Here is a 26,578-nt window from a genome sequence, read left to right on the forward strand (position 1 = left end):
TTGATTTCTCGCGGAGTAACTTGTGATGCTGATAATCTTGTTGACTATCAGTCTGACTCCACAAGCACCCACACGAATTGCTTGATTCAGTTGTTAAAGAGCGGTTGGTTAAGATCTTTCGTCTCAACCGAGGCGCGCATTCTACAGCAGCCTCATTTGCTGTCAAGTGATTATTTTCAGAAGCTTTCGAAGATTTCTTCAACAACTTCAACCACTTGCGCTTAAGATCTCTCCGAAGCGGGAGGCGAATTCTACAGCGTTACACGCTGCTGTCAACACCTCTTTTTCAACTTCCTTCTGGCTTCGATGACCTGAAGCAACTTGCTGTCGAAAACTTCATAACTCGTTGTTTACCAAGGAGTTTTCCGTTTCAACTGCGCCGGAAGTGGGGCGAATTATAGGCTTTCAGAATTTGCCGTCAAGGGTTAATTACACTTTTGTGGCAGAAGGTGCTTTTTTGGCAATAAGGCGGGGGATTCGTCGCATAACTGGTGGAACCCGCAGCAGAAGAAGCAGCGCACCGATGGAAGCGTAGACAGCCCACTCCTTCAAATCAGCCCGAACTATCCAGAGCATGTGCAGCAGACCAAGCCCGAGAATCACATAGACCAAGCGATGCAACTTCTTCCAACGACTACCCAACCGTCGCTGGCTGTAGCGATTAGAGGTGACAGCCAGCACTAACAAAGCAAGAAACCCCAACGCCCCCACAATTATGTACGGCCGCTTGCGCAGCTCCACGCCGAGCTGGGACCAATCGAGTCCAAGGACGAATACGCAATAAGCCGCCAAATGCAGCACAACATAGGCAAAGCACCACAAGCCCAATTGCCGGCGTACCGCGATCCACCCCGCCCAACCGCTCAACTTCTGCAGCGGCGTCATCCCGAGCGTGATCAGCAGCAGAATCAACGTACCCAGGCCCAGGCGATCGACCAGCACTTTGCCCGGATCAGGCCCAAGGGCAAAACTCCAGGCCTCATATAGCCAGAGCAATGGCCAAACCGCCGCAGCTATGAAGACCCCAATGCGCCAGATTGGAAAGCGCATCAGTAGTTCTTCCGCAGGTCGAGACCTGTATATAAAGAAGCGACCTCATCGGAGTAGCCATTGAACATCTGCGTGTCGCGCACATTCGGGCTGAACAGGCCACTGGGGAGACGTCGCTCCCGCGCCTGGGTCCACCGCGGATGGTCGACCGTAGGGTTCACATTCGCATAAAACCCATATTCATCAGCCGCAATGCTTTGCCAAGTGGTTTTCGGCTGTTCGCTGACAAGGCTGATCCGCACGATGGATTTGACACTCTTGAAGCCGTACTTCCACGGCACCACCAGGCGCAACGGCGCACCATTCTGGTTAGGCAGCTCCCGCCCATACATGCCAACGGCGAGGATCGCCAGCGGGTTCATCGCCTCATCCAAGCGCAGCCCTTCTACATAAGGCCAGTCGATCAAGCCAAAACTGGAGCGCTGCCCAGGCATGCTCTTCGGATCCTGAAGGGTTTCAAAACGGATGTACTTCGCCTTGGAGGTAGGTTCAACCTGCTTGAGCAAGGCCGATATCGGAAAACCGATCCACGGAATCACCATCGACCAGGCCTCAACGCAGCGCAGGCGATAGATGCGCTCTTCCAGTTCATAGGGCTTCATGAAGTCTTCCAAGGCATAGCGCCCAGGTTTCGCCACTTCACCATCGATCACAACACTCCAAGGCTCGGTCTGGAGCGAACCTGCATTCGCCGCCGGGTCGCCCTTGTCGGTACCGAACTCATAAAAGTTGTTGTAGTGAGTTGCGTCCTTGAACGGCGTGATCGCCTCATCCTTGACCGTCACCGCCTGCCACTTCGTTTTAGGAAGCTTCTCGGCAAACCAACTGGGCGCCCTGCCCGCCTCGACATCGGCATAGCGCGCTGCATCGTCCGCACTGGCCCAACGCGGCAAGCTGCTGGCGGCAATACCGGCCAGCGCACCGCCGAGCAAACTGCGACGAGAGAAATAGAGGGATTCAGGCGTGACATCCGATTCGTGGCAATCGGACGCTTTAGGCAATTTGATTAACATGGCAACTCCGCAGCATTGGAGAACTGATGCACCAATAGACTGCGGAGTATGGGGGAAATTACATTAAGACAATGTTTTGTCCCGTCGCAGATGCAGCAAATACTGAATCGGCCCCGAAGCCGCGTAAACGAGGAACGCCAGCAGCAGAATACGCGGCGGATCGCTGAACACTACTGCAAACACCAGCACCACCACGAGGATCGCCACAAAAGGCACGCGCCCCTTGAGATCCAGCTCCTTGAAGCTGTTGTACTTGATATTGCTGACCATCAGCATGCCGGCCGCCGCAACCATCAAGGCAACCAGGAACGACATCTTCGAGCCCTGAATACCGTAGTCACTGAATGCCCACACAATACCGGCCACAACCCCCGCCGCTGCCGGGCTGGCCAGACCGATGAAGTAGCGCTTGTCGGCAGTTCCCACCTGGGTATTGAAGCGCGCCAGGCGCAAAGCGGCACCGGCAACATAGATGAAGGCAACCATCCAGCCAACCTTGCCCATGTCACCCAATGCCCAGGCAAACGCCAGCAGCGCAGGTGCAACACCAAAGGCGACCATGTCCGACAGCGAGTCGTATTCGGCGCCGAAGGCACTCTGGGTATTGGTCATCCGCGCTACGCGCCCATCCAGGCCGTCGAGCACCATGGCCACGAAGATGGCGATGGCAGCAAAACCAAAATACTTGCTGGCACTCGCCGCATCACCTGCAGCCAGCGCACTTTGGGCACTCATGGAGTTGATGATGGAATAAAAGCCGGCAAACAGGTTCGCCGTCGTAAACAGATTGGGCAGAAGATAGATGCCACGATGCCGGACCTTACGGCCTTCGGCGTCATGCCCTTCTTCGACATGTTCATCGATCGGCAGCATGCTTTCGGCGTCGGAAGCCTGGTTTGGCTCTTCGGGACGTTCGCTCATGGACTTTACCTTGCAACGGTGTGAAAAAATTCGACAGATACTTGCGGCGAGTGTTCGCCCGCAAACGATGCAGCTTTATACCAGAACCGGCCCCTCAAACGAAAAAACGCGGCCTAAGCCGCGTTTTCCCTTGATGCGTACGACTTAGTTTTTGGCTTTGTCGACGATCTTGTTGGCACCGATCCACGGCATCATGGAACGCAGTTGCTCGCCGATGACTTCGATGCCGTGAGCGGCGTTGTTACGACGCTTGGCGGTCATCGAAGGGTAGCCGGTAGCGCCTTCGCTGATGAACATTTTGGCGTATTCGCCGTCCTGAATACGTTTCAGGGCGTTGCGCATGGCCTGACGGGACTCGGCGTTGATCACTTCCGGGCCAGTCACGTACTCACCGTACTCGGCGTTGTTGGAGATCGAGTAGTTCATGTTGGCGATACCGCCTTCGTACATGAGGTCAACGATCAGCTTCAGTTCATGCAGGCATTCGAAGTAGGCCATTTCCGGAGCGTAGCCAGCTTCAACCAGGGTTTCGAAACCGGCCTTGACCAGTTCAACGGTACCGCCGCACAGAACGGCTTGTTCGCCGAACAGGTCGGTTTCAGTCTCGTCCTTGAAGGTGGTTTCGATGATGCCGGTGCGACCGCCACCAACACCGGCTGCGTAGGACAGGGCAACGTTCTTGGCGTTGCCCGAAGCGTCCTGGTAGATCGCGATCAGGTCAGGGATACCGCCGCCTTTGACGAACTCGGAACGCACGGTATGGCCCGGCGCTTTCGGTGCGATCATGATCACGTCCAGGTCAGCGCGTGGCACAACCTGGTTGTAGTGAATCGCGAAACCGTGGGAGAAGGCCAGGGTGGCGCCTTTCTTGATGTTCGGCTCGATTTCGTTCTTGTACAGCGCGGACTGGAACTCGTCCGGGGTCAGGATCATGACCAGGTCGGCAGCTGCAACGGCGGAAGCGACGTCTGTCACTTTCAGGCCATGGGCCTCGGCCTTGGCAACGGTAGCCGAGCCTTTGCGCAGACCAACAGTGACGTCTACGCCGGAATCTTTCAGGTTGCACGCTTGGGCGTGGCCCTGGGAACCGTAGCCGATGATGGCGACTTTCTTGCCCTGGATGATCGACAGGTCACAATCTTTATCGTAATAAACTTTCATGAGGTTCCTCTATATATCCAGGCCGTAAGGCCATTCGCTAATTTGGGTTAGATGCTGAGTACTTTGTCGCCACGGGCAATCCCGGTGACACCACTGCGTACGGTTTCCAGAATCGAGGCCGTCCCGATCGACTGGATGAAGCTGTCCAGCTTGTCGCTCGTACCGGTCAGTTGAACGGTATAAACGCTGGCGCTCACATCGACGATCTGCCCACGATAAATATCGGTAGTCCGTTTGATCTCGGCACGTTGGGCACCCGTGGCCTTGACCTTGACCAGCATCAGTTCGCGCTCGATGTGGGCACTTTCCGACAGGTCGACCAGCTTGACCACTTCGATCAGCTTGTTGAGGTTCTTGGTGATCTGCTCGATCACCTCATCGTGCCCCACGGTGGTCAACGTCAGGCGCGACAGGGTCGGGTCTTCGGTCGGGGCCACGGTCAGGCTTTCAATGTTGTAGTTGCGTTGCGAAAACAGGCCGACAACACGGGACAGAGCGCCGGGTTCGTTCTCCAGAAGCAGGGAGATAATATGCCGCATGATTAAGTACGCTCCGTCTTGTTCAGCCACATGTCGCGCATAGAGCCGTCTTTGATCTGCATCGGATAGACATGCTCGCTGGTATCCACCTGAATATCGATGAACACCAGGCGGTCCTTCATGGCGAACGCCTCTTCCATCTTCGGCTTCAGATCTTTCAGATCGGTGATGCGAATACCGACGTGGCCATAGGCTTCAACCAACTTGACGAAATCCGGCAACGATTCCATGTAGGAATGGGAGTGACGGCTACCGTAGCTCATATCCTGCCACTGGCGAACCATGCCCAGTACACCGTTGTTCAGGCAGACGATCTTCACCGGAAGACCATATTGCAGGCAGGTCGACAGTTCCTGGATGTTCATCTGGATGCTGCCTTCACCGGTGACACAAGCCACGTCGGCATCCGGGAAGCTCAGCTTCACGCCCATGGCTGCAGGGAAACCAAAGCCCATAGTGCCCAGGCCACCGGAGTTGATCCAGCGGTTAGGCTTGTCGAACCTGTAGTACTGGGCTGCGAACATCTGGTGCTGGCCCACGTCGGAGGTCACAAAGGCGTCGCCCTTGGTCACTTCGCACAGGGTTTCGATCACGGTTTGTGGCTTGATGATGCTGCCGTCGCCCTTGTCGTAAGGGAACAGGCCACGGTCACCACGCCATTCGTCGATCTGCTTCCACCAACTGGCAACGGATTCCTTGTTCGGTGCCTCGCCAATATCCTTCAGTGCGGCGACCATTTCGGTCAACACGCTTTCCACCGGGCCCACGATCGGCACATCGGCCTTGATGGTCTTGGAGATAGACGCCGGGTCGATGTCGATGTGAATGATCTTGGCATTCGGGCAGAACTTGCTCGCGCCGTTGATCACACGGTCATCGAACCGCGCGCCCACGGCCAGGATCACGTCGGCGTGGTGCATGGTCAGGTTGGCGGTGTAGCTGCCGTGCATGCCAAGCATACCGACGAACTGACGATCAGAACCCGGGAATGCACCGAGGCCCATCAGGGTGTTCGTCACCGGCAGGTTGAGCAGCTTGGCCAGCTCGGTCAGTGGAGCAGAACCACCGCCCAGAATCACGCCGCCGCCGGAGTAGAGCACTGGACGCTTGGCCGCCAGGAGCATTTCTGCCGCCTTGCGAATTTGCCCCGAGTGCCCACGCACGGCCGGGCTATAGGAGCGCAGCTTGGCTTTTTTCGGAAAGACGTACTCGAATTTCTCGGCCGGGTTGGTCATGTCTTTCGGGATATCAACCACCACAGGGCCCGGACGACCGGACTGTGCGAGGTAGAACGCCTTTTTCATGATTTCCGGGATTTCCGATGCATGCTTGATCATGAAGCTGTGTTTCACGATCGGGCGGGAAATACCGATCATGTCGGTTTCCTGGAATGCATCGGTACCGACCATGGTACTGGCGACTTGGCCGGAAATGATCACCATCGGGATGGAGTCCATATAGGCAGTCGCGATGCCGGTAATAGCGTTGGTTGCGCCTGGGCCGGACGTTACCAGTACCACGCCGGCTTTACCGGTGGCACGGGCGTAACCGTCAGCCATATGGGTCGCGGCCTGTTCGTGGCGAACCAGGATGTGGGTAACAGCCGGTTCCTTGAACAGAGCGTCGTAGACATGCAGCAGAGCACCACCTGGGTACCCGTAGATATAGTCGACGCCTTCGTCACGCAAAAAGCGGACGAGCATCTCACCGCCAGATAAAAGCTCCACGTTGTTCACCTCTAAAACGCCAGAATACCGTCCGTTAAAAACCGACGGGTCTTAATAGGTTTACTTCTCAACAGAGCATGAGCGACGGTGGTCGCCGACTACGTCAGCACTGACTGAGCAAGTATTGGGATCGTCCCAAGTGTTGCGGGCTTTTCCCACCCAGCGCGAGGTAACGCGTTGCGGGTGTTACAGGTCGGCGCGGATGTGCGCCTCATGATCTGCTGAGCGGGCCTGCTTCTGGCAGTCCCGATACAGCGGACTTTGGATTCTTCTGTTTCAGGCCGTTCAAGTCAAGCAATAATTGCGCTTTTTTCCAACTAAGCGCATGCGAACGTAGAAGAAAGGGCTTTGAGGAGGGATAAAACTCGCCTGAATGTCGTCAAGCGGTAGAAATGTGCGCAAGACTGCCGAAAAAACCGGCAGTCAGGCAATTAACGAGCGTCGACGATCAATTGGTCGAACTTTTTCAGCGCGTTACGTAAGCCAAGGCTCTCCAATGGTCGATCGGCGTAGACCATCTCGGCCATTTCCAGGATCCCAGACGCGTTCGGCAATGGCAGGTCCTGCTCCAGGATCTGCTTCATGCGCACGAGGAAGATCCATTGCAGCCACTGGTGAAAGTCCAAGGTATCGACCGAAAAGGGCTCGACACTGCTGAGCGCTTCAGCACTGGGAGCCATTTCGTCCCACCAGCCCTGCACGCGCAGTTCTCGCTCAATCAGCAATAACTGTTCGGCAATCGCAGGAAAACGCGCATCCATCAGAGGCTGACCTTGGCTTTCTGCCGTGCCTGGGCGGCACCCGCGGCATCTCCCTGGGCGGCACGCGCATCACCGATCAAGGCCCACAGGCTGGCTTGCAGGGCCGGGCGACCATTGGCCAGGGACAGGCCACGGCGAGCGAATTGCTCGGCTTGGGGTGCATCGCCCTGGGCCATGCGCACCTGGGCCAGACGATACAGCACTTGCGGCTCGCGAGGCGCCACGCGCTGGGCACGTTCAAGGCTCGAGGATGCGCCATTCAAGTCGCCCCCCGACTGCTGCTGTTGAGCGGTGGTGAGCAACGCCAGCACCGGGCCATCCAGTTGTTCGTCAGCCGACAACCCACCTGCGCTGGACGCCGGCGGAATCCCGCTTGGTGTCGATGGCATGTTGTAGGTGCCCTGGTTGACCGGCGCGGTTTGAAGCGGCGCGGAATCTACCGGCCCGGAAGTGCTGGGGCCTGGGGTCCATGGTTCGGCACTGATGGGCGCCGAGGTCGCAGCACCACTGCCGGGCACCATAACAACCACGCCTGAATCCTGCGGTATCGCTTGGGTTGCAGCTTGGGCAGGACGCTTGACCACGGTCTGGCGGAAGCCGCCGTTGGCCGAGATGCGGTCGTTATTGGAGACGGACGTGCTTGAGTCCACCACGGGGATAGAGCCGCGCTGCACGCTGGAGCAACCGCCGAGCAAAGCCAGAGCCGCAATCGCTGGAATCCACAACTTGTTCACTTGAAACCCTCTTTGCTTAATTCATCCAGCCCTTGACCCAATCCATCACCGATTCCGCGTCAGCAGGGGCACTGCCACCGCATGCGGCGCCGGGTGGTGGTTCGCTGCCGCGAATATACGGCATCTGTACCGCGCCCGGACAGTTGGCATCAGAGCCTTGGCCGGTATGCGGGTCGATCCAGGCCTGCACGATATTGTCCGGCTGCGGCATGTTGAGCGGCAACGGGTCGGCCTTGCGCATGAAACTGGTCCACACCTGCAACGCACCAGTGGCACCGGTAAACGGAGTCTTGCCGTTATCGTCACGCCCCAGCCACACCACGGCCAATACGTCCTGGCCAAAGCCCGCGAACCAGCTGTCACGCGAATCGTTACTGGTACCGGTCTTGCCGGCCAGGGTCAGGTTCGACGGCAGCACGTTATAGACCGAACGCCCGGTACCCTCACGCATCACGCGCTGCATGGCGTTCTGGATCAGGTAGATAGAGCCCGCGTCGAAACGCTGCTGGATCTGGAACGGATAACGCTTGAGCGGCTCGCCATCGGCGGTCAGCACACTGCGAATACCGCGCATCGGCGTATTGAAGCCGCCGTTGGCCAGGGTTTGGTACATGGTGGCCACTTCCATGGGCGTCATGGCCGCAGCGCCCAGTAGCATGGACGGAAACGCCGGAAACTCACGCTCGACCCCCAGTCGCGCCAACGTCTTCAGCACATTCGGCACACCGACCTCAAGCCCAAGGCGTGAGGTGGAGATGTTGTAGGAATGCGCCAACCCCTGATACAGGAACACCGTGCCGTGGGAGCGGCGGTCGAAGTTTTTTGGCGTCCAGACCTGGCCGTCCGCGCCTTTGACCGACAGCGGATCATCCGACAGCCAACTGGTCAGCGTGTACTTGCTGGGTTTTTCCAATGCGCTCAAATAGACAGCGGGCTTGACCAGCGAGCCTATCGGACGCACAGCATCCAGCGCCCGGTTGAAGCCGGCGAAGCTGGCCTGGCGGCTGCCGATCATGGCCTGGACTTCACCGGTTTCCGGATTGGTCACCACCATGGCGGCCTCGACCTCATCCGAGCCTTTACGGCCGGTCAGGCGCTTGAAGGTGTCGTTGACCGACGCCTCGGCCTTCATTTGCAGGATCGGGTCGAAGCTGGTGAAGATCCGCAGGCCCTCTTCGGTCAAGTCTTCGTCACGGTAGTCTTCACGCAACTGACGCTTGACTAGGTCGATAAAGCCGGGGAATGAGCTGTCCGCCAGCTTGCCGCGGGTGGTCACACCCAGTGGCATTTTCTTCGCGGCGGCCACCTGCTCGGCCGTGGCAACACCTTGCTGCTCCAGCACATCGAGTACCAGGTTACGGCGCTCAAGCGCACGCTCCGGATTGCGGCGCGGATTGTAATAGGACGGCCCCTTGACCATCCCCACCAGCAACGCGACTTGATGCAGCTTCAACTCGGACAATGGCTGCCCAAAGAAGAATTGGCTGGCCAAGCCGAAACCGTGCACCGCGCGCTGGCCATCCTGACCGACGAATACTTCGTTGAGGTAGGCCTCGAGGATTTCCTGCTTGCTGTAATGCAGCTCCAGCAACATTGCCATCATGGCTTCGGTGAGTTTACGGGTCAGGCTACGTTCGTTGGTCAGGTAGAAGTTCTTGACCAATTGCTGCGTGAGCGTACTACCGCCCTGGGTCATCTTGCCGCCGGAGGTGTTGACCCAAATGGCGCGGGCAATCGACTTCGGCGAGACGCCCCAGTGGCTGTAGAAGTCGCGGTCTTCCACTGCCACCAGGGTTTCCAGCAGGTATGGCGGCACCTGATCGAGTTTGATCAGGATGCGATCTTCAAGGTTTTTCGGGTAAATACCGCCGATCATCAAGGGTTCCAGGCGCACCACCGGCAGCTTGGAGCCATTGAGCGACGACAGCTCAGCCACATAGTCGCCGGAAAAACGCACGCGCACAGGCTGAGCTTTTTCCAGGCCTTCGTAGAACTGGAAGCCACGGGTGTTCAGGTCGACGGTATTACCGCTGACGGCCGCCGCACCCGGGCCATTGCTCACGGGTTCGCGACGGTAGCCCAGTGCGTCGAGCTCGGTCAGGAAGTCTTCCTTGCTCAGCTTCTGGCCAGAGAACAACTCAAGCGGGCGTGCGTACACCTTGGCCGGAATGGTCCAGCGCTTGCCGGAGAACTTTTCCTGCACCACGGCATCGAGGTACACCGCAAAGCCGGCGATCACCACAAGGCCTACCAGGCCAAGCTTGAGCGCCCAGCCCAGCCAGGGGCGCAGGCTGCGGGAAGGAGGTTTTTTACGGGAACGGGGAGATCGGGTTCGAGTCATGGCGGCGGATTATACGCACTTTATTGATGATCAACATGAGCCGGACAGCGGTTTGCACGACTGGCATCAGCAGCCATAATGCCCACCATGATTTCTCCCCGACTTTGAAGGATCGCCCGTGAGCCAGTCCCTGATCGCTGCCCTGCAAAACCCGGCTTTGTACCCGCATCCAGTTGAAGCGTTTCAAGTCATCGAGACCCATATTTCCTGGGTGATACTGACAGGCGCCTACGCATATAAGCTGAAGAAGCCGATGAACTTCGGCTTTCTGGACTTCACCCAACTGGAGGATCGCGGCCACTTCTGTCGCGAAGAACTGCGCCTCAACCAGCGCCTGACCGCAGATTTGTATCTTGAAGTGTTGCCAATCACCGGCACCTCCGAGGCACCGCAACTGGGCGGCGATGGCCCGGTGATCGAGTACGCGCTGAAGATGCGTCAGTTCCCGCAAAGCCAGATGCTCAGCACCCTGCAAGCCAACGGCGAACTGACCTGTGCGCACATCGACGAGATGGCCCAGCAGATTGCGCACTTCCACCTCACCGCCCCCAAGGTTCCACAAGAGCATCCGGCCGGCACGCCGGAGGAAGTGATGGCTCCGGTGCGCCAGAACTTCGACCAGATCCGCCCGTTTCTTAGCGACAAGGCCGACCTGACTCAACTGGAAGCCCTGCAAGCCTGGGCTGAAAGCAGCTTCGAGCGCCTCAAGCCCTTGCTGGAACAGCGCAAGCTCAATGGCTATACCCGCGAATGCCACGGTGATATCCACCTGGGCAACGCGACCCTCATTGATGGTCACGTGGTGATCTTTGACTGCATCGAGTTCAACGAGCCCTTCCGCTTTACCGATGTGTACGCAGACACCGCCTTTTTGGCCATGGACCTGGAAGATCGCGGCCTGAAAAGCCTGGCACGGCGTTTTATCAGCCAGTACCTGGAACTGACCGGTGACTACCAGGGCCTGGAGCTACTGAACTTCTATAAAGCCTACCGTGCGCTGGTTCGCGCCAAAGTTGCGCTGTTCAGCATGCCAAGCGAAGCAAGCCCGGTGCAACGCGCCAACACCCTGCGCCAGTACCGCAATTACGCCAACCTGGCGGAAAGCTACAGCACCATTCCGTCTCGCTTCCTGGCAATCACCCATGGCGTTTCAGCCGTGGGCAAGAGCCACGTCGCCATGCGCCTGGTCGAAGCCCTGGGCGCCGTGCGCCTGCGCTCGGATGTGGAACGCAAGCGCCTGTTTGGCGAGCAACAGATCGAAAACACGCCACAGGCCGGTATCTACAATCATGATGCCAGCGCTGCCACGTATGCGCGCCTGAACGAAATTGCCGACACCGTGCTGCGCGCCGGTTACCCGGTGGTGCTGGATGCGACCTTCTTGAAACGCGCTCAACGTGACGCGGCTGCCCAAGTCGCCGAAGCGACCGGGGCGCCGTTCCTGATCCTCGATTGCAACGCGCCTCAAGCCGTTATTGCCAGTTGGCTGGCACAACGTCAGGCGGATAAAAACGACCCGTCCGACGCAACACTGAGCGTTATCGAAGAGCAGCAAGCCAGTCGTGAGCCGCTGACAGCACAGGAGCTGTTGCTGAGCAAGCGTGTCGAGACCAATGAAAGCGGGACCCTCGACGCTTTGGTCGCCCATATCCGTCAACGTTTGCCGGGCCTATAAGAAATATTTCGCGGTCGTGTCGCCTACTTCGGCGCACGACCCGAAATAGTGGCACTATAATGGCGTCATAATTCCAACAGGAGTCGCCATTATGAGTCAGCCCAAGCTTCTCGACACCCCGCTCTACGCGCTCCTGCACAAGGACGACATTCGCGGTTTCAATCAGGAACGCCCTGAGGATGGCCCCATCGACATGCGTGGTGGCGACTTCCGGGGCTTGGACCTGCGCGACCTGAACGCCAAGAATGTTGACTTCACCGACGCCTATTTTCGTTCGGCCGACCTGCGCGGCCTGGATTTACGCGATTGCTCACTGGAGGGCGCCAGTCTGGCCCACGCGCAGATTTCGGGGACTTATTTCCCACCCGAGCTCACAGCTGACGAGATTCTGATGTCAGTCAATTTCGGTACTCGCCTGCGCTACCGCACCAAGTAACCGTCACCCAGAACCCCGGCAAGTCCCAGGCGTGCCGGGCGATTGCCGCCTGCCTGTCGCTACAGCCATCACACCATTCTTATAAGCTTTTCGCCTGCTTCTGACCAAAGAACCACGCTTTTCCTACTGAGCGCTACACTCATTTTCAGGCTGCCTGGTCACGACACCCACCGCACCATTCGGCCGTTGCAAGGAGGCTTGATGAACGATGAGCTGCAACACCTGAAAAACCTGGGCAAGACGTCAGCGCAGTGGCTGCATGCGGTGGGCATCCACAGCGCGTCCGACTTGCGTCGCCTGGGAGCGGTCGATGCTTACCGAGCCGTGCGAACTCGCGGCTTTCGAGCATCGAAAGTCCTGCTGTATGCAATTGAAGGCGCACTGATGGATGTGCACTGGAACGACATTCCCACGGAGCGCAAGGAGGCGCTGAACCGTCAGCTGGAGGCTATGTCAACCCGCCAGAAAAACTAGATCAGCGTTCAAACCCAATGTTTACGGGCATTACAAACGGGCGTTTGAGAAAACTGGATGGGCATGCAAAAACAAATGTTGACTCTCAAATGAGAATCGTTATGATTATCACAACTGATCGCGAGATCAGCCGATAACTGAAAGACCATTGGTTCGGACTCTCAGATTATCTCCTCATCAGGCTAATCACGGTTATTTGACCCGGCTCTTGCCGGGTCTTTTTTTGCCCGCATATAACTGAGCTCAGCGCGCAATGATCAGCGGGTGCCCCCGCTCCGGATGTGGTTGTACCAGTACGTCCAAGCCAAAGACGGCCTTGAGCGGTTCAGGTTGCAGGACTTTAGAGGGCGTATCCATGGCATGGGGGCGTCCGTCTTTCAGCAACAGGATCCGGTCGCAGTAACGCGCGGCCAGGTTCAAGTCGTGCAGGATCACCAGCACGGCAGCGCCTTTGTCGGCAAAGCTGCGAATGGCCTGCAACGTGGTGTGCTGGTGCAAAGGATCGAGCATCGACGTCGGCTCATCCAACAACAACGTCTGCCCCGCCTCACCTGGCCATAACTGCGCCAATACCCGCGCGAGATGCACACGCTGCCGCTCGCCCCCCGACAAAGCCAGGTAACTGCGGCCACTCAAGTGGCCGACATCCGCCGCCTGCAGCGCCGCATTGATGATTTCGTCATCGCGCACTCGCCCGGTCTGATGGGGCAAGCGCCCCATGCCCACCACCTCTTCGACACGAAAAGCAAAATCCAGGGTTGAGCTTTGCGGTAACACCGCCAGGCGCTGGGCTCGCTGGGCGCCGCCCAGGCTCTTCAACTCTTGCTGATCCAGCCACACTCTGCCCTGATCAGGCTGCAACTCCCCGCAAAGCGCCCCCAGCAAGGTACTTTTGCCGGCACCGTTCGGCCCCAGCACGCCCAGCACTTCGCCCGGCAACAGGTCCAAGGTGACATCGGCCAGCACGGTTTTACGCCCACGCCGTATCTGCAACGCATCAACTCGCAGCATCAGGCGCGCCCCCGCAGTAACAGGTAGAGGAAAAATGGCGCACCGATAAATGCAGTAACAATACCAATCGGCAGCTCCGCGGGCGCCAGCGCCAAGCGTGCCACCAGGTCCGCAAACAACAACAAACTCGCCCCTGCCAGCACCGAGGCCGGTAGCAGCACCCGATGATCCGGCCCCGCCAGCAGCCGTACCAGGTGCGGCACTACCAAGCCAACAAAGCCAATCATCCCTGCCGCCGCCACCGCCGCACCAACGCCCAAGGCCGTGCAGAACACCAATTCACGCTTGAGCCCTTCTACATCGATGCCCAGATGATTGGCCTCGGACTCTCCCAACAATAGTGCATTCAATGCCTTCGCCCGGCGCGGTAACCACAGCGCCACGCCCGCGCTCACCAGCAGCAAGGGCCACAACCGCGAATAGCTCGCACCATTGAGGCTGCCGAGGTTCCAGAACGTCAGGGTGCGCAAAGTGGCGTCATCGGCCAAATAGGTAAACAGCCCGACCGCCGAACTGGCCAGCGCCGTAAGCGCGATACCAGCAAGCAGCATCGTCGCAACATTCGTCTGGCCATTGCGACGCCCCAGCCGATAGACCAGCGCCGTGACGCCCAGGCCACCGAGAAATGCGCACAACGACAACAGGTACGGCCCGAAGGCATCCGGCAGCCCGCCAAAAAACGAACCGCCGACAATCGCCACCGCCGCCCCCAATGCTGCGCCGCTGGACACCCCCACCAACCCAGGATCGGCCAGCGGGTTGCGAAACAATCCCTGCATCGCTACGCCTGACAACGCAAGCACCCCGCCGACCGCAAGGCCCAGCAAAGTTCGTGGCAGGCGAATCTGCCCCAGGATCAACTCGGCTTGTTCCAAGCCTGGCGCTTCAATCGGCACCCCCATCAGCCTTAAAGCGGCCCTGAGCGTGTCCACCAATGGCAGGCTGACCGGGCCCAGGGCCAATGAGAGCCAGATCGCCAATAGACATAACAGCGACAGCCCGATGAACAGTGTTTTCGGCTTAACCAGAGTGGTCATGGAGCAGGCTTGACCTGGGACGGATAAAACCCGGCGGACAGCTTCACCAGGCTTTGTGGCAACCGCGGCCCCAGGCCACCCACCAGCAGGGTCGGATCCAGCTCAAACACTCGCCCGCTCTTGGCTGCAGGCGTAGACGCAAGGATCGGATTTTCCTTGAACAAGGCTGCCCGCGCCGCATCGCCGGTGAGGGCGCGATCAGCAAACACCAGCACCTCCGGGCTCAACCCTGCCAGCGACTCCACTGAAAACGGTTTGTAGCCCGTGTGCGTGGCCAGATTACGCCCGCCGGCCTGCTGCAACAGCCAATCGGCGGCCGTGTCCTTGCCAGCAACCAGCGGCTTGCCACCGGCATTGCCCAGCAACAACAGAACGCCCGGCGCCTTTTGCGTGGCCTGGGCCTTGGCCACCCAATTCTTTTGCTGCTCAAGCGCCTGCTCATATCCGGCAAACAGCGTGTTGGCCTTGGCCTCACTGCCGAGCAACTTCCCCAGGTGTTGAAGGTTGTCTTTCAAGGTCGGCAGATCCGGCTGGGCCGAGAACATATCCACCTGCACGCCAGCATTGCGAATCTGCGCCAGTACCGGTGGTGGCCCCATTTCCTCGGTGCCCACGAGGATTTGCGGCTGCAGGCTGAGAATACCCTCGGCCGACAATTGGCGTTGATAGCCAATGCTCGGCAACGCCTTGAGCGACTCGGGATGCTGACTGGTGGTATCCACCCCGACCAATTTCGATTCACCGCCCAGCGCCGCTACCCACTCCGATAGCGCTCCTCCGGCACTGACCCAGCGCTGTGGCAGCTCAGAGGCTTGCGCCCCGTGGTTGACCAGCAGTGAGGCAACAAGCGCAATGGCGCTGGTACTCAGACGCATAACAGGGTTTCCTTCCTAGGCAGGGCCACTCAAGCACTCATCGATGTGACAGATAATCCCTGCCAGGCATCGTATTGAGCACCCAGTCAGCTGACGGGCGAAGCGGGCATTTGATAATTGTTTGCATTTGAACGTCAAGGCACTTAAGGATTGAAATGAAGTTTCTCTGCGCCTCAGGCGACCTCGCCCCCAACAGCAGCCGCGGTTTTGAGATCGATGGCTGCAAGCTGTTGGCTGTACGCCGAGACGGCGTTGCCTACTTCTATCTCAACCGCTGCCCCCATCGCGGTATCCCGCTGGAATGGCAGCCCGACCGCTTCCTCGACGCCAGCGCCAGCCTGATCCAATGCGCCACCCATGGTGCGCTGTTCCTGATCGAAAACGGTGAATGCATCGCCGGCCCCTGCGCAGGCCAGAGCCTCACGGCCCTGCCTGGTCGGGAAGACGCACAGGGATTATGGGTAGAACTCTAGCTACCAAGCAGCACATGCAATGGACGCTCGATGTAAATCTCTTGCGGCGTGACCCGTACGCCGTATGCCAGCACCTCGACGCCCGCGGCCTTGGCCTCACGTAAAGCGCCAGCGTAGGCAGCGTCGATTTCCACGGCGGGGCGCACCGCATCGATTCCCGATAGATTCACGCAATACAATTGCACCGCTCGCACACCTGTTCGTGACAGGTAAGCCAGCTCTCTCAGGTGCTTGGCCCCGCGCTGCGTCACTGCATCAGGAAAGGCCGCCACCGAAGTGTCGTCAAAGCCCAAGGTCACGCTTTTGACTTCGACGAACGCGGCACCCTGCGGGTAATCCAGGCGAAAATCGATCCGGCTCTTCTCCTGACCATAAGGTACTTCACGCTTCAACGCCGTGAAGCCATTGAGTTCAGTAATCACACCGGCACGCAGTGCTTCTTCCACCAACTGATTGGCGCGTGCCGTGTTGACACACGCCAGCCGTCCCTGAGGCGTTTCAGCAATTTCCCAAGTGCCCGGCAACTTGCGCTTGGGATCGGAGGAACGACTGAACCAGACCTGGCCACCTTCGACCATGCAATTGAGCATCGAGCCAGTGTTCGGGCAGTGAATGGTGAGCAACTCGCCGGTAACCGTTTCGATATCGGTGAGAAAACGCTTGTAGCGACGAATAAGTCGCGCTTCTTCGAGAGGGGGATCAAATCGCATCAGCCTTGCCAACTCCGCAAACCACGGGCGATGCGCTCAACCGCCTCTTGTAGCCGATCAAGGTTTTGAGTGTAGGCAAAACGCACATGGTGACCGGCTTGATAACGGCCAAAGTCCAACCCAGGCGTAAAGGCCACATGCTCGGTTTCGAGAAAATGACGGCAGAACGCGAAGGCATCACCGCCAAACGCGCTGATATCGGCGTACAAGTAGAAGGCACCCTCCGGCTCTACGGCAATGCCGAATCCCAACTCGCGCAATGCAGGCAGCAAGAAGTCGCGACGTCGACCGAATTCAGCGCGGCGCTCTTCAAGAATGCCCAGGGTTTGCGGGGTGAAACAGGCCAAGGCGGCGTATTGGGCCATGCTCGGCGCGCTGATGTAGAGGTTTTGCGCCAATTTCTCCAATTCACTGACCGCGTCGGGGGGCGCTACCAACCAACCCAGGCGCCAACCCGTCATACCGAAATACTTCGAAAAACTATTCAGGACAAAGGCATCATCGTCGACTTCCAGCACGCTGGCGGCGTCGGTGCCGTAGGTCAACCCATGGTAGATCTCGTCGACCACCAAGTGTCCGTTGCGTGCCTTGATTGCATCGGACAGCCCGGCCAATTCGCCCCGCGTAAGAATAGTCCCGGTGGGATTGGCCGGCGACGCGACCAGCGCCCCCACACTGTCCTGGTCCCAATGCCTTGCAACCAGGTCTGCGGTCAATTGGTAGCGCACCTCCGGCCCCACCGGCACCAACTGGGCCGCGCCTTCTACCAAGCGCAGAAAATGTCGGTTGCAAGGATAACCCGGGTCCGCCAGCAACCAGTGCTTGCCTGGGTCTACCAGCAGGCTGCTCGCCAACAACAAGGCGCCGGAGCCACCGGGGGTAATCAGAATGCGTTCGGGATCGACACTCAAGCCATAACGCTGCTGATAAAACCCGCTGATGGCCTCGCGCAATTCCGGTAACCCACGGGCAGCGGTATAGCGGGTCTTGCCGTTCGCCAGTGCGGCCTGGCCGGCCTGGATGATCGGTTCGGCCGTGGTGAAGTCCGGCTCGCCGATTTCCAGATGGATCACATCATGGCCGGCGGCCTGCAGCTCATTGGCCCGTGCCAGTAACGCCATGACATGAAAAGGTTCGATAGCGCGACTGCGCGCACTGTAGGGCTGAGCCATTAGCCTTCCTTAACGGTGAGGACAAAATCAGGATTCTACCGAACCCTCGCGGTAAAACATGCTCTATTGCCTGCTCGGCCATCCAAGATGAGCCCGGCAGGCGCCTGTAAAACGACTAAAATCAACATTCGAGCGGGTACATCCCCAGCCATGGCGGGCTGTTGCAGTTTGCAACCCCTTTTGCCGTGGAGCTCGACAACCGGGAGTGGCGCACCCTGAATCTATCTGGTAAGTTCGCCCGCTTGCAGCCGCAGGGCCGGCAGGTGTCGGTGACGTTGCAATCCTGCGCAATGGATTAGAAGAGTGAGAGGCGGTCTATTCATGTCCACCCAAGCAAAGCAACAGAGCATCAGCGGCTTCCAACCCTACGTTGAGTCGAAGGGCGAGGAATACATGGGCAAGCCCATGCGCGAGCACTTCTCCAAAATCCTGAAGCAGTGGAAACAGGACTTGATGCAGGAAGTCGACCGCACGGTTGACCATATGAAGGACGAAGCAGCCAATTTCCCGGACCCGGCCGACCGTGCCAGCCAGGAAGAGGAGTTCGCCCTCGAACTGCGCGCCCGTGATCGCGAGCGCAAGCTGATCAAGAAGATCGACAAGACCCTGCAACTGATCGAAGACGAGGAATATGGCTGGTGCGAATCCTGCGGCGTCGAGATCGGTATTCGCCGCCTGGAAGCCCGCCCAACCGCGGACCTGTGCGTAGACTGCAAGACCTTGGCTGAAATCAAGGAAAAACAGGTCGGCAAATAACCCTGCCGAACTGAACGAATGGGGCGTGCAAACGCCCCATTTTTGTTTCTGGCGTTTACCGCTTTTGCAGTAGTATCCGGCCCATGACAGCCTCTACCTATATCGGGCGTTTCGCCCCCACGCCCAGCGGCCATTTGCACTTCGGCTCCCTGGTTGCTGCCCTCGCCTCCTACCTCGATGCTCGCGCCCACCACGGTCGCTGGTTGATGCGCATGGAAGACCTCGATCCACCGCGTGAAGAGCCCGGCGCCCAGGCAGCGATCCTGCATGCCCTGGAAAGCTACGGCTTTGAATGGGATGGTGATCTGGTCCGACAGAGCGAGCGGCATGATGCCTACGCCAAAGTGCTGAATGACTTGTTCAACCACGGCCTGGCGTACGCCTGCACATGCTCACGTAAACAGCTGGAACCCTATAACGGGATTTACCCCGGCCTGTGCCGCAATGCCGGCCACGATCAGCAAGACGCCGCCATCCGTCTGCGCGTGCCCGAACTGCAATACCACTTTACTGATCGCGTACAGGGCGAGTTCCGACAGCATTTGGGTCGCGATGCAGGCGATTTCATCATCCGTCGCCGCGATGGCCTTTACGCCTACCAATTGGCCGTGGTCCTTGATGACGCATGGCAAGGGGTTACCGATATCGTGCGCGGCGCCGACTTGCTCGATTCCACACCACGCCAGCTGTACCTGCAAGAGCTGCTGGGCCTGCGCCAACCGCGTTACCTGCATGTGCCGCTGATCGTCCAGCCGGACGGCCATAAGCTGGGCAAGTCCTACCGTTCGCCGCCGTTGACGGTCGACCAGGCCACGCCGTTGCTGCTGCGGGCACTGCGCGCCCTTGGCCAGCCAGCCGGCGATGAACTGCTGCACGCCAGCCCACGGGAACTGCTGGATTGGGGCATTGTGCACTGGGACGCGACCCGCATCCCGCGCACATTGACGTTGGCCGAAGCGCAATTGCGTTGAAGGCGCTTGCAGGTTGCCAGCCATCCGTTACCATCGCCGCAGATTTTTAATCAGAGGCCAACATGTACATCTATCGATTGGTCCTGCTGCTGGTCGTCGGGATCTACCTGTTTTCCCCCGCCATCATGGATTGGTGGATCGACGCCACGGGCGCCTGGTACCGCCCCTATCTGCTGTGGCTGATCCTGATCGTCGTGACCTTCATCCTGCAGAGCCAAAAAGATGCCGATGAGCTTTAGTCTCACCCAGATGCTGCTGATCAGCGCCGCCTACCTGGCTGCGTTGTTCGGTGTGGCCTGGATCAGTGAGCGCGGGATGATTCCGCGGGCGATCATTCGCCATCCGCTGACCTACACCTTGTCCCTGGGCGTGTACGCCAGTGCCTGGGCGTTCTATGGCACGGTAGGCCTGGCCTATCAGTACGGCTATGGCTTTCTCTCCAGCTACCTCGGGGTATCCGGCGCCTTCCTGCTGGCTCCGGTGCTGCTCTACCCGATCCTGAAAATCACCCGTACCTACCAGTTGTCGTCCCTGGCGGACCTATTCGCCTTTCGCTTTCGCAGCACCTGGGCCGGCGCGCTGACCACGATTTTCATGCTGATCGGCGTGCTGCCATTACTGGCCCTGCAAATCCAGGCGGTAGCCGACTCCATCAGCATCCTGACCCGCGAGCCGGTACAACACCTTGTTGCCCTGGCCTTCTGCGCGCTGATCAGCCTGTTTACGATTTTCTTCGGCTCGCGCCATATCGCCACCCGTGAGAAGCACGAAGGCCTGGTGTTTGCGATTGCCTTTGAGTCGGTCATCAAGCTGATCGCCATCGGCGGCGTCGGCCTCTATGCGCTCTACGGTGTGTTCGACGGCCCGCAACAGCTGGAACTCTGGCTGCTGCAAAACCAGACCGCCCTCGCCGCCTTGCATACTCCCTTGCAGGAAGGCCCCTGGCGCACACTGCTGCTGGTGTTCTTCGCCTCGGCGATCGTAATGCCACACATGTATCACATGACCTTCACCGAGAACCTCAACCCCCGCTCGCTGGTCAGCGCCAGCTGGGGATTACCGCTGTTCCTGCTGCTGATGAGCCTGGCGGTGCCGCTGATCCTGTGGGCCGGCCTGAAACTGGGGGCCACCACTAACCCTGAGTACTTCACCCTGGGCATCGGCATTGCCGCCAACAGCCCGGCCCTGGCGCTGCTGGCATATGTCGGCGGTTTATCGGCGGCCAGCGGGTTGATCATTGTCACTACGCTGGCGCTCTCGGGCATGGCACTCAACCACCTGGTGCTGCCGCTGTACCAGCCGCCGGCCGAAGGCAATATCTACCGCTGGTTGAAATGGACCCGCCGTGCGCTGATCATCGCAATCATCATGGCTGGCTACGGGTTCTACCTGCTGCTTGGCGCCGGGCAAGACCTGGCCAACCTCGGCATCGTCGCGTTTGTCGCCACCTTGCAGTTCCTGCCGGGTGTGTTGTCGGTGCTGTACTGGCCGACCGCCAATCGCCGTGGCTTTATTGCCGGGTTACTGGCGGGAATCCTGGTGTGGGTTGTCACCATGCTGCTACCGCTGGTCGGCAATTTGCAGGGTTTCTATATCCCGTTGCTGAACATGATCTACGTGCTCGACGACACCAGCTGGCACATGGCGGCCATTGCCTCGCTGGCCGCCAACGTACTGATGTTCACCCTGATCTCGCTGTTCACCAACGCCAGTCCCGAAGAAACCAGCGCCGCCGAAGCCTGCGCGGTGGACAACGTACGCCGCCCGCAACGCCGCGAGCTGCATGCTGCCTCGCCTCAGGAGTTCGCCACGCAACTGGCCAAGCCCCTGGGCGCGAAGGCCGCGCAAAAGGAAGTCGAGCAGGCACTGCGTGATCTGTACCTTCCATTTGACGAGCGTCGCCCCTACGCCCTGCGGCGTCTGCGCGACCGTATCGAGGCCAACCTCTCCGGCCTGATGGGCCCCAGCGTGTCCCAGGACATGGTCGAAACATTCCTGCCCTACAAGGCGGGCGGCGAAAACTACGTGACCGAAGATATCCATTTCATCGAAAGCCGGCTGGAGGATTACCATTCGCGCCTCACCGGCCTGGCCGCCGAGCTCGACGCCCTGCGCCGCTACCACCGCCAGACCCTGCAAGAATTGCCGATGGGCGTCTGCTCCCTGGCCAAGGACCAAGAGATCCTGATGTGGAACAAGGCCATGGAAGAACTCACCGGCATCGCCGCGCAACGGGTGGTGGGTTCGCGGCTTAATACCCTGGGCGATCCTTGGAAAGAACTGCTCCTGGGCTTTATCAACCTGCCCGATGAGCACCTGCATAAACAACACCTGGCCCTCGACGGTCAGACCCGTTGGCTCAACCTGCACAAAGCTGCCATCGATGAGCCCCTTGCGCCGGGTAACAGCGGCCTGGTATTGCTGGTGGAAGACCTGACCGACACACAAATGCTCGAAGACAAACTGGTGCATTCCGAGCGCCTGGCCAGTATTGGCCGCCTCGCAGCCGGCGTGGCCCACGAAATCGGCAACCCGATCACCGGTATCGCCTGCCTGGCGCAGAACCTGCGGGAAGAGCGCGAAGAAGACGGTGAAATCACCGAAATCAGCGGACAAATCCTCGAGCAGACCAAGCGCGTGTCACGCATCGTGCAGTCACTGATGAGCTTCGCCCACTCCGGCGCGCATCAAAACCAGGACGAAGCGGTGTGCCTGGCCGAAGTGGCGCAGGATGCCATTGGGCTTTTGGCCTTGAACCGGCGCAATTTCGAAGTACAGTTCTTCAATCTTTGTGATCCGGAACATTGGGTCGATGGCGACTCACAACGCCTGGCCCAAGTGCTGATCAACCTGCTGTCCAACGCCCGCGATGCGTCACCGGCCGGCAGCGCTGTGCGTGTCAAGAGCGAGGCTTTCGAGCACACGGTCGACCTGATCGTGGAGGACGAAGGCAGCGGCATTCCACAGAACATCATGGACCGATTGTTCGAACCCTTCTTCACCACCAAGGACCCCGGTGAAGGTACCGGTCTGGGCCTTGCACTGGTCTATTCCATCGTTGAAGAGCATTATGGACAAATCACCATCGACAGCCCGGCTGACACCGAAAGCCAACGCGGCACCCGTATACGGGTGACCTTGCCGCGTCATGTCGAAGCGACGTCCGCTGTGAACTGAGACCGTCGAGAGAATTGAATCAATGCCGCACATTTTGATCGTCGAAGACGAAACCATTATCCGCTCTGCCTTGCGTCGCCTGCTTGAACGAAATCAGTACCAGGTCAGCGAAGCCGGCTCGGTGCAGGAAGCCCAAGAGCGATTCAGCATTCCCACGTTCGACCTGATTGTCAGCGACCTGCGCCTGCCCGGAGCCCCGGGCACCGAGCTGATCAAGCTGGGCCAAGGCACCCCGGTGCTGATCATGACCAGCTACGCCAGCCTGCGCTCGGCGGTGGACTCGATGAAGATGGGCGCGGTGGACTACATCGCCAAGCCTTTCGACCACGATGAAATGCTCCAGGCCGTGGCCCGCATCCTGCGTGACCGTCAGTCGGCCAGCAGCGCGCCTGCCGAACAGCGCCCAGCCGGTAAAGCGACCAACGGCGCCGACAAGCCAGGTGTCGACAACAGCAACGGCGAGATCGGCATCATCGGTTCCTGCCCTCCGATGCAGGATCTGTACAGCAAGATCCGCAAAGTAGCGCCGACCGACTCCAATGTATTGATCCAGGGCGAGTCGGGGACCGGTAAGGAACTGGTAGCCCGCGCCCTGCACAACCTGTCCAAGCGTGCCAAGGCACCGATGATCTCGGTGAACTGCGCGGCGATCCCCGAATCCCTGATCGAGTCCGAATTGTTCGGCCACGAAAAAGGCGCGTTCACTGGCGCCAGCGCCGGGCGCGCGGGGTTGGTGGAAGCCGCAGACGGCGGCACCTTGTTCCTCGATGAGATCGGTGAGTTGCCCCTGGAAGCCCAGGCCCGCTTGCTGCGGGTGCTGCAGGAAGGCGAAATTCGACGCGTCGGTTCGGTGCAATCGCAAAAGGTCGATGTGCGACTGATTGCTGCGACACACCGTGACCTCAAGAGCCTGGCCAAGATCGGCCAGTTTCGTGAAGACTTGTATTACCGCCTGCACGTGATCGCCCTCAAGCTGCCGGCCCTGCGCGAGCGCGGCGCCGACGTCAACGAGATCGCCAGTGCATTCCTGTTGCGCCAGAGTGCACGCATCAACCGTACCGACCTGAAATTCGCCGCAGACGCCGAGCAGGCGATCCGGCATTACTCGTGGCCGGGTAACGTGCGGGAACTGGAGAACGCTGTCGAGCGTGCGGTGATTCTGTCGGAGAGCCCGGAGATTTCCGCCGAGTTGCTGGGTATCGATATCGAGCTCAGTGATCTGGACGACGATGATTTCATTGGCTTGGCCCCGCAACAGGGTGGCGCTAGCAATACCAGCCATGAACCGACGGAAGATTTGTCACTGGAAGACTACTTCCAGCATTTCGTCCTTGAGCATCAGGACCATATGACCGAGACCGAGCTGGCACGCAAGCTCGGGGTGAGTCGCAAATGCCTGTGGGAACGGCGCCAGCGCCTGGGCATTCCAAGGCGCAAGACCGGGGTCGCCAGCGAAAGCTGAGGGTGCGCCCCACCAGGTAACACCCGCTGATGTGAAAAAACTGTTACCGCTGACTTTTCACGTAACAGAAGCCGGGGCTTACGGTAACGAAGCTCCGGCTTTTTTTCGGCCCCGAAAACCACAAAACCACCTCAACACCCCGGTTTTGCTGGCCGGCGAAAAAGTTGGCACGCACCCTGCTATATGCTTAGTACAAAAACAATAACAAGCTTTGTACAAGACAATAAAAATAAGACGAATCGACTCACGCATAACAAAAACAACACGGCGGAGGCGCAGCTAACTGATTCTTTTGGAGAGGCGTTGCATTTGGGGCTTGCCCCGCAACCAGGCCGAGAACAACAAAAACTGCCCTAAGGCAGAGCCTGAACTGGTTGGATCGTAGATCAGCAACACAGCGACCAAAGCAATCCGTTTGCTCTTGACTCCCAATTGGGAGTGTCATGAAGGTGAAGCTTCATGGCGAGGGCGATCAACAAAAACAAGAAGCCCGAAACCAATAATAAAAATAGAGCACGCAACTACTTCTGGGGGAGCTTCGGCTCCCCTTGTAGTTTCCGGCATTTGACGTTCTGAAGCTTATGGCGCAATGCCTGTAGCTTGTTCCTACACCATCCCCCGACTAAATGCTAGAATCCCGGCCCATCATGCGGTCATTCTTCGTTATGGCCGAACATTCCTTCAAACAGTGCATCCCATGCTGAAGAAGTTGTTCCAGTCATTCCGTTCTCCCTTGCGTCGAACGCAACACAAACGCAGCACGCCTGAAGTGCTCAATAGCAGCCAGCATTCACTGCAACGGGCTCAATTCAGCCGTTATGCGGTGAACATCGTCGAACGTTTGCAGAACGCCGGCTACCAGGCTTACCTGGTGGGTGGTTGCGTACGCGACATGCTGCTCAATATCACGCCCAAGGATTTCGACGTCGCCACCAGCGCCACGCCCGAACAAGTGCGTGCCGAGTTCCGTAATGCGCGGATTATCGGCCGGCGCTTCAAGTTGGTGCATATCCACTTTGGACGCGAAATCATCGAGGTGGCCACCTTCCGCGCCGGCCACCCGCAAAACGACGAAGAGGAAGACACCAACCAGTCTTCCCGCAACGAAAGCGGGCGCATCCTGCGCGACAATGTCTACGGCACCCTGGAGGAAGACGCGCAACGTCGCGACTTCACCATCAATGCCTTGTATTACGACCCGGTCAGCGAGCGCATCCTCGATTACGCCAATGGCGTACATGACATCCGCAATAACCTGATCCGTCTGATCGGCGACCCGACGCAGCGCTACCAGGAAGACCCGGTGCGCATGCTGCGTGCCGTGCGCTTCGCGGCCAAGCTCAACTTCGGCATCGAGAAACACACCGCTGCGCCGATTCGCGAACTGGCGCCAATGCTGCGGGAAATTCCCTCGGCGCGCCTGTTCGAGGAAGTGCTCAAGCTGTTTCTCTCGGGCTATGCCGCCGACACCTTCGAAATGCTTGTCGACCTGCAGTTGTTCGATCCATTGTTCCCGGCCAGCGCCGAGGCCTTGGAATACAACCCGACGTACACTCACACATTGATCAGCGAAGCGTTGGTCAACACTGACCTACGCATCAAGCAGAACAAACCGGTCACTCCGGCGTTCCTGTTTGCCGCCCTATTGTGGCCAGCCCTGCCCAAGCGGGTGCTGCGCCTGCAGGACCGTGGCATGCCGCCGATCCCGGCCATGCAGGAAGCGGCACACGAGTTGATCGCCGAACAGTGCCAACGCATCGCCATCCCAAAACGCTTCACCATGCCGATCCGCGAGATCTGGGACATGCAGGAGCGCCTGCCGCGCCGCAGCGGCAAACGCGCCGACCTGCTGCTGGACAACCCGCGCTTTCGTGCTGGCTACGATTTTCTGCTGCTGCGCGAAAGCGCCGGCGAACAGACCGATGGCCTGGGCGAATGGTGGACCGATTATCAGGACGCCAATGACAGCCAGCGCCGCGAAATGATCCGCGAGCTGGGTAGTAAAGGCGATAGTACCGGTGAAGGGCCGAAAAAGCGGCGCCGCAGCGGTAGCAAGCGTAAACGCAGCAGTGCCGATGCCTCGGGCGCCGCGGGCGAATAAA

Annotated in this window: 23 protein-coding genes and 1 pseudogene; 10 read left to right on the forward strand and 14 right to left on the reverse strand. The window is 59.0% G+C overall.

Features of this window, described 5'->3' with window-relative positions:
• Window positions 1-429: 429 nt before the first annotated feature.
• The 9 genes from msrQ to mrcB all read right to left on the reverse strand — a co-directional run bounded on the left by msrQ (window position 430) and on the right by mrcB (window position 10,247).
• Window positions 430-1,050 (reverse strand): protein-methionine-sulfoxide reductase heme-binding subunit MsrQ, encoded by a 621-nt coding sequence (gene msrQ, locus QYQ93_RS24540; RefSeq protein WP_306956438.1) that lies wholly within the window; start codon window positions 1,048-1,050, stop codon window positions 430-432.
• Window positions 1,050-2,063, reverse strand: a complete 1,014-nt coding sequence (gene msrP, locus QYQ93_RS24545; RefSeq protein WP_338475659.1) for a protein-methionine-sulfoxide reductase catalytic subunit MsrP — start codon at window positions 2,061-2,063, stop codon at window positions 1,050-1,052. Before msrP ends, msrQ begins: the two co-directional genes overlap by 1 nt.
• Before the next feature lie 63 nt (window positions 2,064-2,126).
• Window positions 2,127-2,984, reverse strand: coding sequence for a CDP-diacylglycerol--serine O-phosphatidyltransferase (gene pssA, locus QYQ93_RS24550; RefSeq protein ID WP_043050593.1), 858 nt, complete (start codon window positions 2,982-2,984; stop codon window positions 2,127-2,129).
• 144 nt (window positions 2,985-3,128) lie between these two features.
• Entirely contained in the window at window positions 3,129-4,145 is a 1,017-nt protein-coding gene (gene ilvC / locus QYQ93_RS24555; protein WP_003176099.1) for a ketol-acid reductoisomerase, read from the reverse strand.
• Between the two features lie 47 nt (window positions 4,146-4,192).
• Window positions 4,193-4,684, reverse strand: coding sequence for an acetolactate synthase small subunit (gene ilvN / locus QYQ93_RS24560; protein WP_003176102.1), 492 nt, complete (start codon window positions 4,682-4,684; stop codon window positions 4,193-4,195).
• Between the two features lie 2 nt (window positions 4,685-4,686).
• Entirely contained in the window at window positions 4,687-6,411 is a 1,725-nt protein-coding gene (locus QYQ93_RS24565; protein WP_124379450.1) for an acetolactate synthase 3 large subunit, read from the reverse strand.
• Window positions 6,412-6,842: 431 nt separating this feature from the next.
• Entirely contained in the window at window positions 6,843-7,172 is a 330-nt protein-coding gene (locus QYQ93_RS24570) for a YqcC family protein (protein WP_338475660.1), read from the reverse strand.
• Window positions 7,172-7,906 carry a tetratricopeptide repeat protein gene (locus QYQ93_RS24575; protein ID WP_043050595.1) on the reverse strand — a complete coding sequence of 245 codons (735 nt, stop codon included), beginning with the start codon at window positions 7,904-7,906 and terminating at the stop codon, window positions 7,172-7,174. Before QYQ93_RS24575 ends, QYQ93_RS24570 begins: the two co-directional genes overlap by 1 nt.
• Before the next feature lie 16 nt (window positions 7,907-7,922).
• Complete coding sequence (mrcB, locus tag QYQ93_RS24580; protein ID WP_043050596.1) at window positions 7,923-10,247, reverse strand: penicillin-binding protein 1B; 2,325 nt, start codon at window positions 10,245-10,247, stop codon at window positions 7,923-7,925.
• Window positions 10,248-10,365: 118 nt separating this feature from the next.
• Here mrcB and QYQ93_RS24585 point away from each other — a divergent pair, with 118 nt between their 5' ends.
• The 3 genes from QYQ93_RS24585 to QYQ93_RS24595 all read left to right on the forward strand — a co-directional run bounded on the left by QYQ93_RS24585 (window position 10,366) and on the right by QYQ93_RS24595 (window position 12,832).
• A complete protein-coding gene (locus tag QYQ93_RS24585) occupies window positions 10,366-11,922 on the forward strand; it encodes an AAA family ATPase (RefSeq protein WP_043050597.1) in 1,557 nt (518 codons plus the stop codon).
• A gap of 91 nt (window positions 11,923-12,013) precedes the next feature.
• Window positions 12,014-12,358, forward strand: a complete 345-nt coding sequence (locus QYQ93_RS24590; protein WP_043050598.1) for a pentapeptide repeat-containing protein — start codon at window positions 12,014-12,016, stop codon at window positions 12,356-12,358.
• Between the two features lie 201 nt (window positions 12,359-12,559).
• Entirely contained in the window at window positions 12,560-12,832 is a 273-nt protein-coding gene (locus QYQ93_RS24595) for a TfoX/Sxy family protein (RefSeq protein ID WP_043050599.1), read from the forward strand.
• A gap of 243 nt (window positions 12,833-13,075) precedes the next feature.
• Here QYQ93_RS24595 and QYQ93_RS24600 read toward each other — a convergent pair.
• From QYQ93_RS24600 to QYQ93_RS24610, 3 genes and pseudogenes are all read right to left on the reverse strand, one after another.
• Window positions 13,076-13,795, reverse strand: a pseudogene (locus tag QYQ93_RS24600) (heme ABC transporter ATP-binding protein); the annotation flags it as partial.
• 47 nt (window positions 13,796-13,842) lie between these two features.
• Window positions 13,843-14,880, reverse strand: coding sequence for a FecCD family ABC transporter permease (locus QYQ93_RS24605; RefSeq protein ID WP_043050601.1), 1,038 nt, complete (start codon window positions 14,878-14,880; stop codon window positions 13,843-13,845).
• Entirely contained in the window at window positions 14,877-15,755 is an 879-nt protein-coding gene (locus QYQ93_RS24610; protein WP_338475661.1) for a heme/hemin ABC transporter substrate-binding protein, read from the reverse strand. The genes QYQ93_RS24605 and QYQ93_RS24610 overlap by 4 nt, the downstream gene beginning before the upstream one ends.
• Window positions 15,756-15,910: 155 nt before the next feature.
• On the opposite strand from QYQ93_RS24610, the gene QYQ93_RS24615 reads away from it, so the two are divergent.
• Entirely contained in the window at window positions 15,911-16,228 is a 318-nt protein-coding gene (locus QYQ93_RS24615; RefSeq protein WP_043050603.1) for a Rieske (2Fe-2S) protein, read from the forward strand.
• Here the strand turns inward: QYQ93_RS24615 and sfsA are convergent.
• Window positions 16,225-16,938 (reverse strand): DNA/RNA nuclease SfsA, encoded by a 714-nt coding sequence (gene sfsA / locus QYQ93_RS24620; protein ID WP_043050604.1) that lies wholly within the window; start codon window positions 16,936-16,938, stop codon window positions 16,225-16,227. The two genes, QYQ93_RS24615 and sfsA, sit on opposite strands and share 4 nt — an antisense overlap.
• A complete protein-coding gene (locus QYQ93_RS24625; RefSeq protein ID WP_124401912.1) occupies window positions 16,938-18,110 on the reverse strand; it encodes a pyridoxal phosphate-dependent aminotransferase in 1,173 nt (390 codons plus the stop codon). The genes sfsA and QYQ93_RS24625 overlap by 1 nt, the downstream gene beginning before the upstream one ends.
• 321 nt (window positions 18,111-18,431) lie before the next feature.
• Here QYQ93_RS24625 and dksA point away from each other — a divergent pair, with 321 nt between their 5' ends.
• From dksA to QYQ93_RS24655, 6 genes are all read left to right on the forward strand, one after another.
• The gene (gene dksA, locus QYQ93_RS24630; protein WP_005791430.1) at window positions 18,432-18,866 is read left to right on the forward strand and encodes an RNA polymerase-binding protein DksA; all 435 of its coding nucleotides are present in this window, start codon (window positions 18,432-18,434) and stop codon (window positions 18,864-18,866) included.
• An 83-nt stretch (window positions 18,867-18,949) separates the two neighbouring features.
• Entirely contained in the window at window positions 18,950-19,837 is an 888-nt protein-coding gene (gluQRS, locus tag QYQ93_RS24635) for a tRNA glutamyl-Q(34) synthetase GluQRS (RefSeq protein WP_043050606.1), read from the forward strand.
• A gap of 62 nt (window positions 19,838-19,899) precedes the next feature.
• Complete coding sequence (locus tag QYQ93_RS24640; protein ID WP_003176118.1) at window positions 19,900-20,076, forward strand: hypothetical protein; 177 nt, start codon at window positions 19,900-19,902, stop codon at window positions 20,074-20,076.
• Window positions 20,060-23,014 (forward strand): sensor histidine kinase, encoded by a 2,955-nt coding sequence (locus QYQ93_RS24645; protein WP_161796521.1) that lies wholly within the window; start codon window positions 20,060-20,062, stop codon window positions 23,012-23,014. The genes QYQ93_RS24640 and QYQ93_RS24645 overlap by 17 nt, the downstream gene beginning before the upstream one ends.
• A 22-nt stretch (window positions 23,015-23,036) precedes the next feature.
• Window positions 23,037-24,476 (forward strand): sigma-54-dependent transcriptional regulator, encoded by a 1,440-nt coding sequence (locus QYQ93_RS24650; protein ID WP_124379463.1) that lies wholly within the window; start codon window positions 23,037-23,039, stop codon window positions 24,474-24,476.
• A gap of 697 nt (window positions 24,477-25,173) precedes the next feature.
• Window positions 25,174-26,577 (forward strand): polynucleotide adenylyltransferase PcnB, encoded by a 1,404-nt coding sequence (locus tag QYQ93_RS24655; protein ID WP_124379464.1) that lies wholly within the window; start codon window positions 25,174-25,176, stop codon window positions 26,575-26,577.
• Window position 26,578: the final 1 nt, after the last annotated feature.

The organism is Pseudomonas khavaziana (assembly GCF_036704165.1).
GTDB classification, from domain to species: Bacteria; Pseudomonadota; Gammaproteobacteria; order Pseudomonadales; family Pseudomonadaceae; genus Aquipseudomonas; species Aquipseudomonas khavaziana.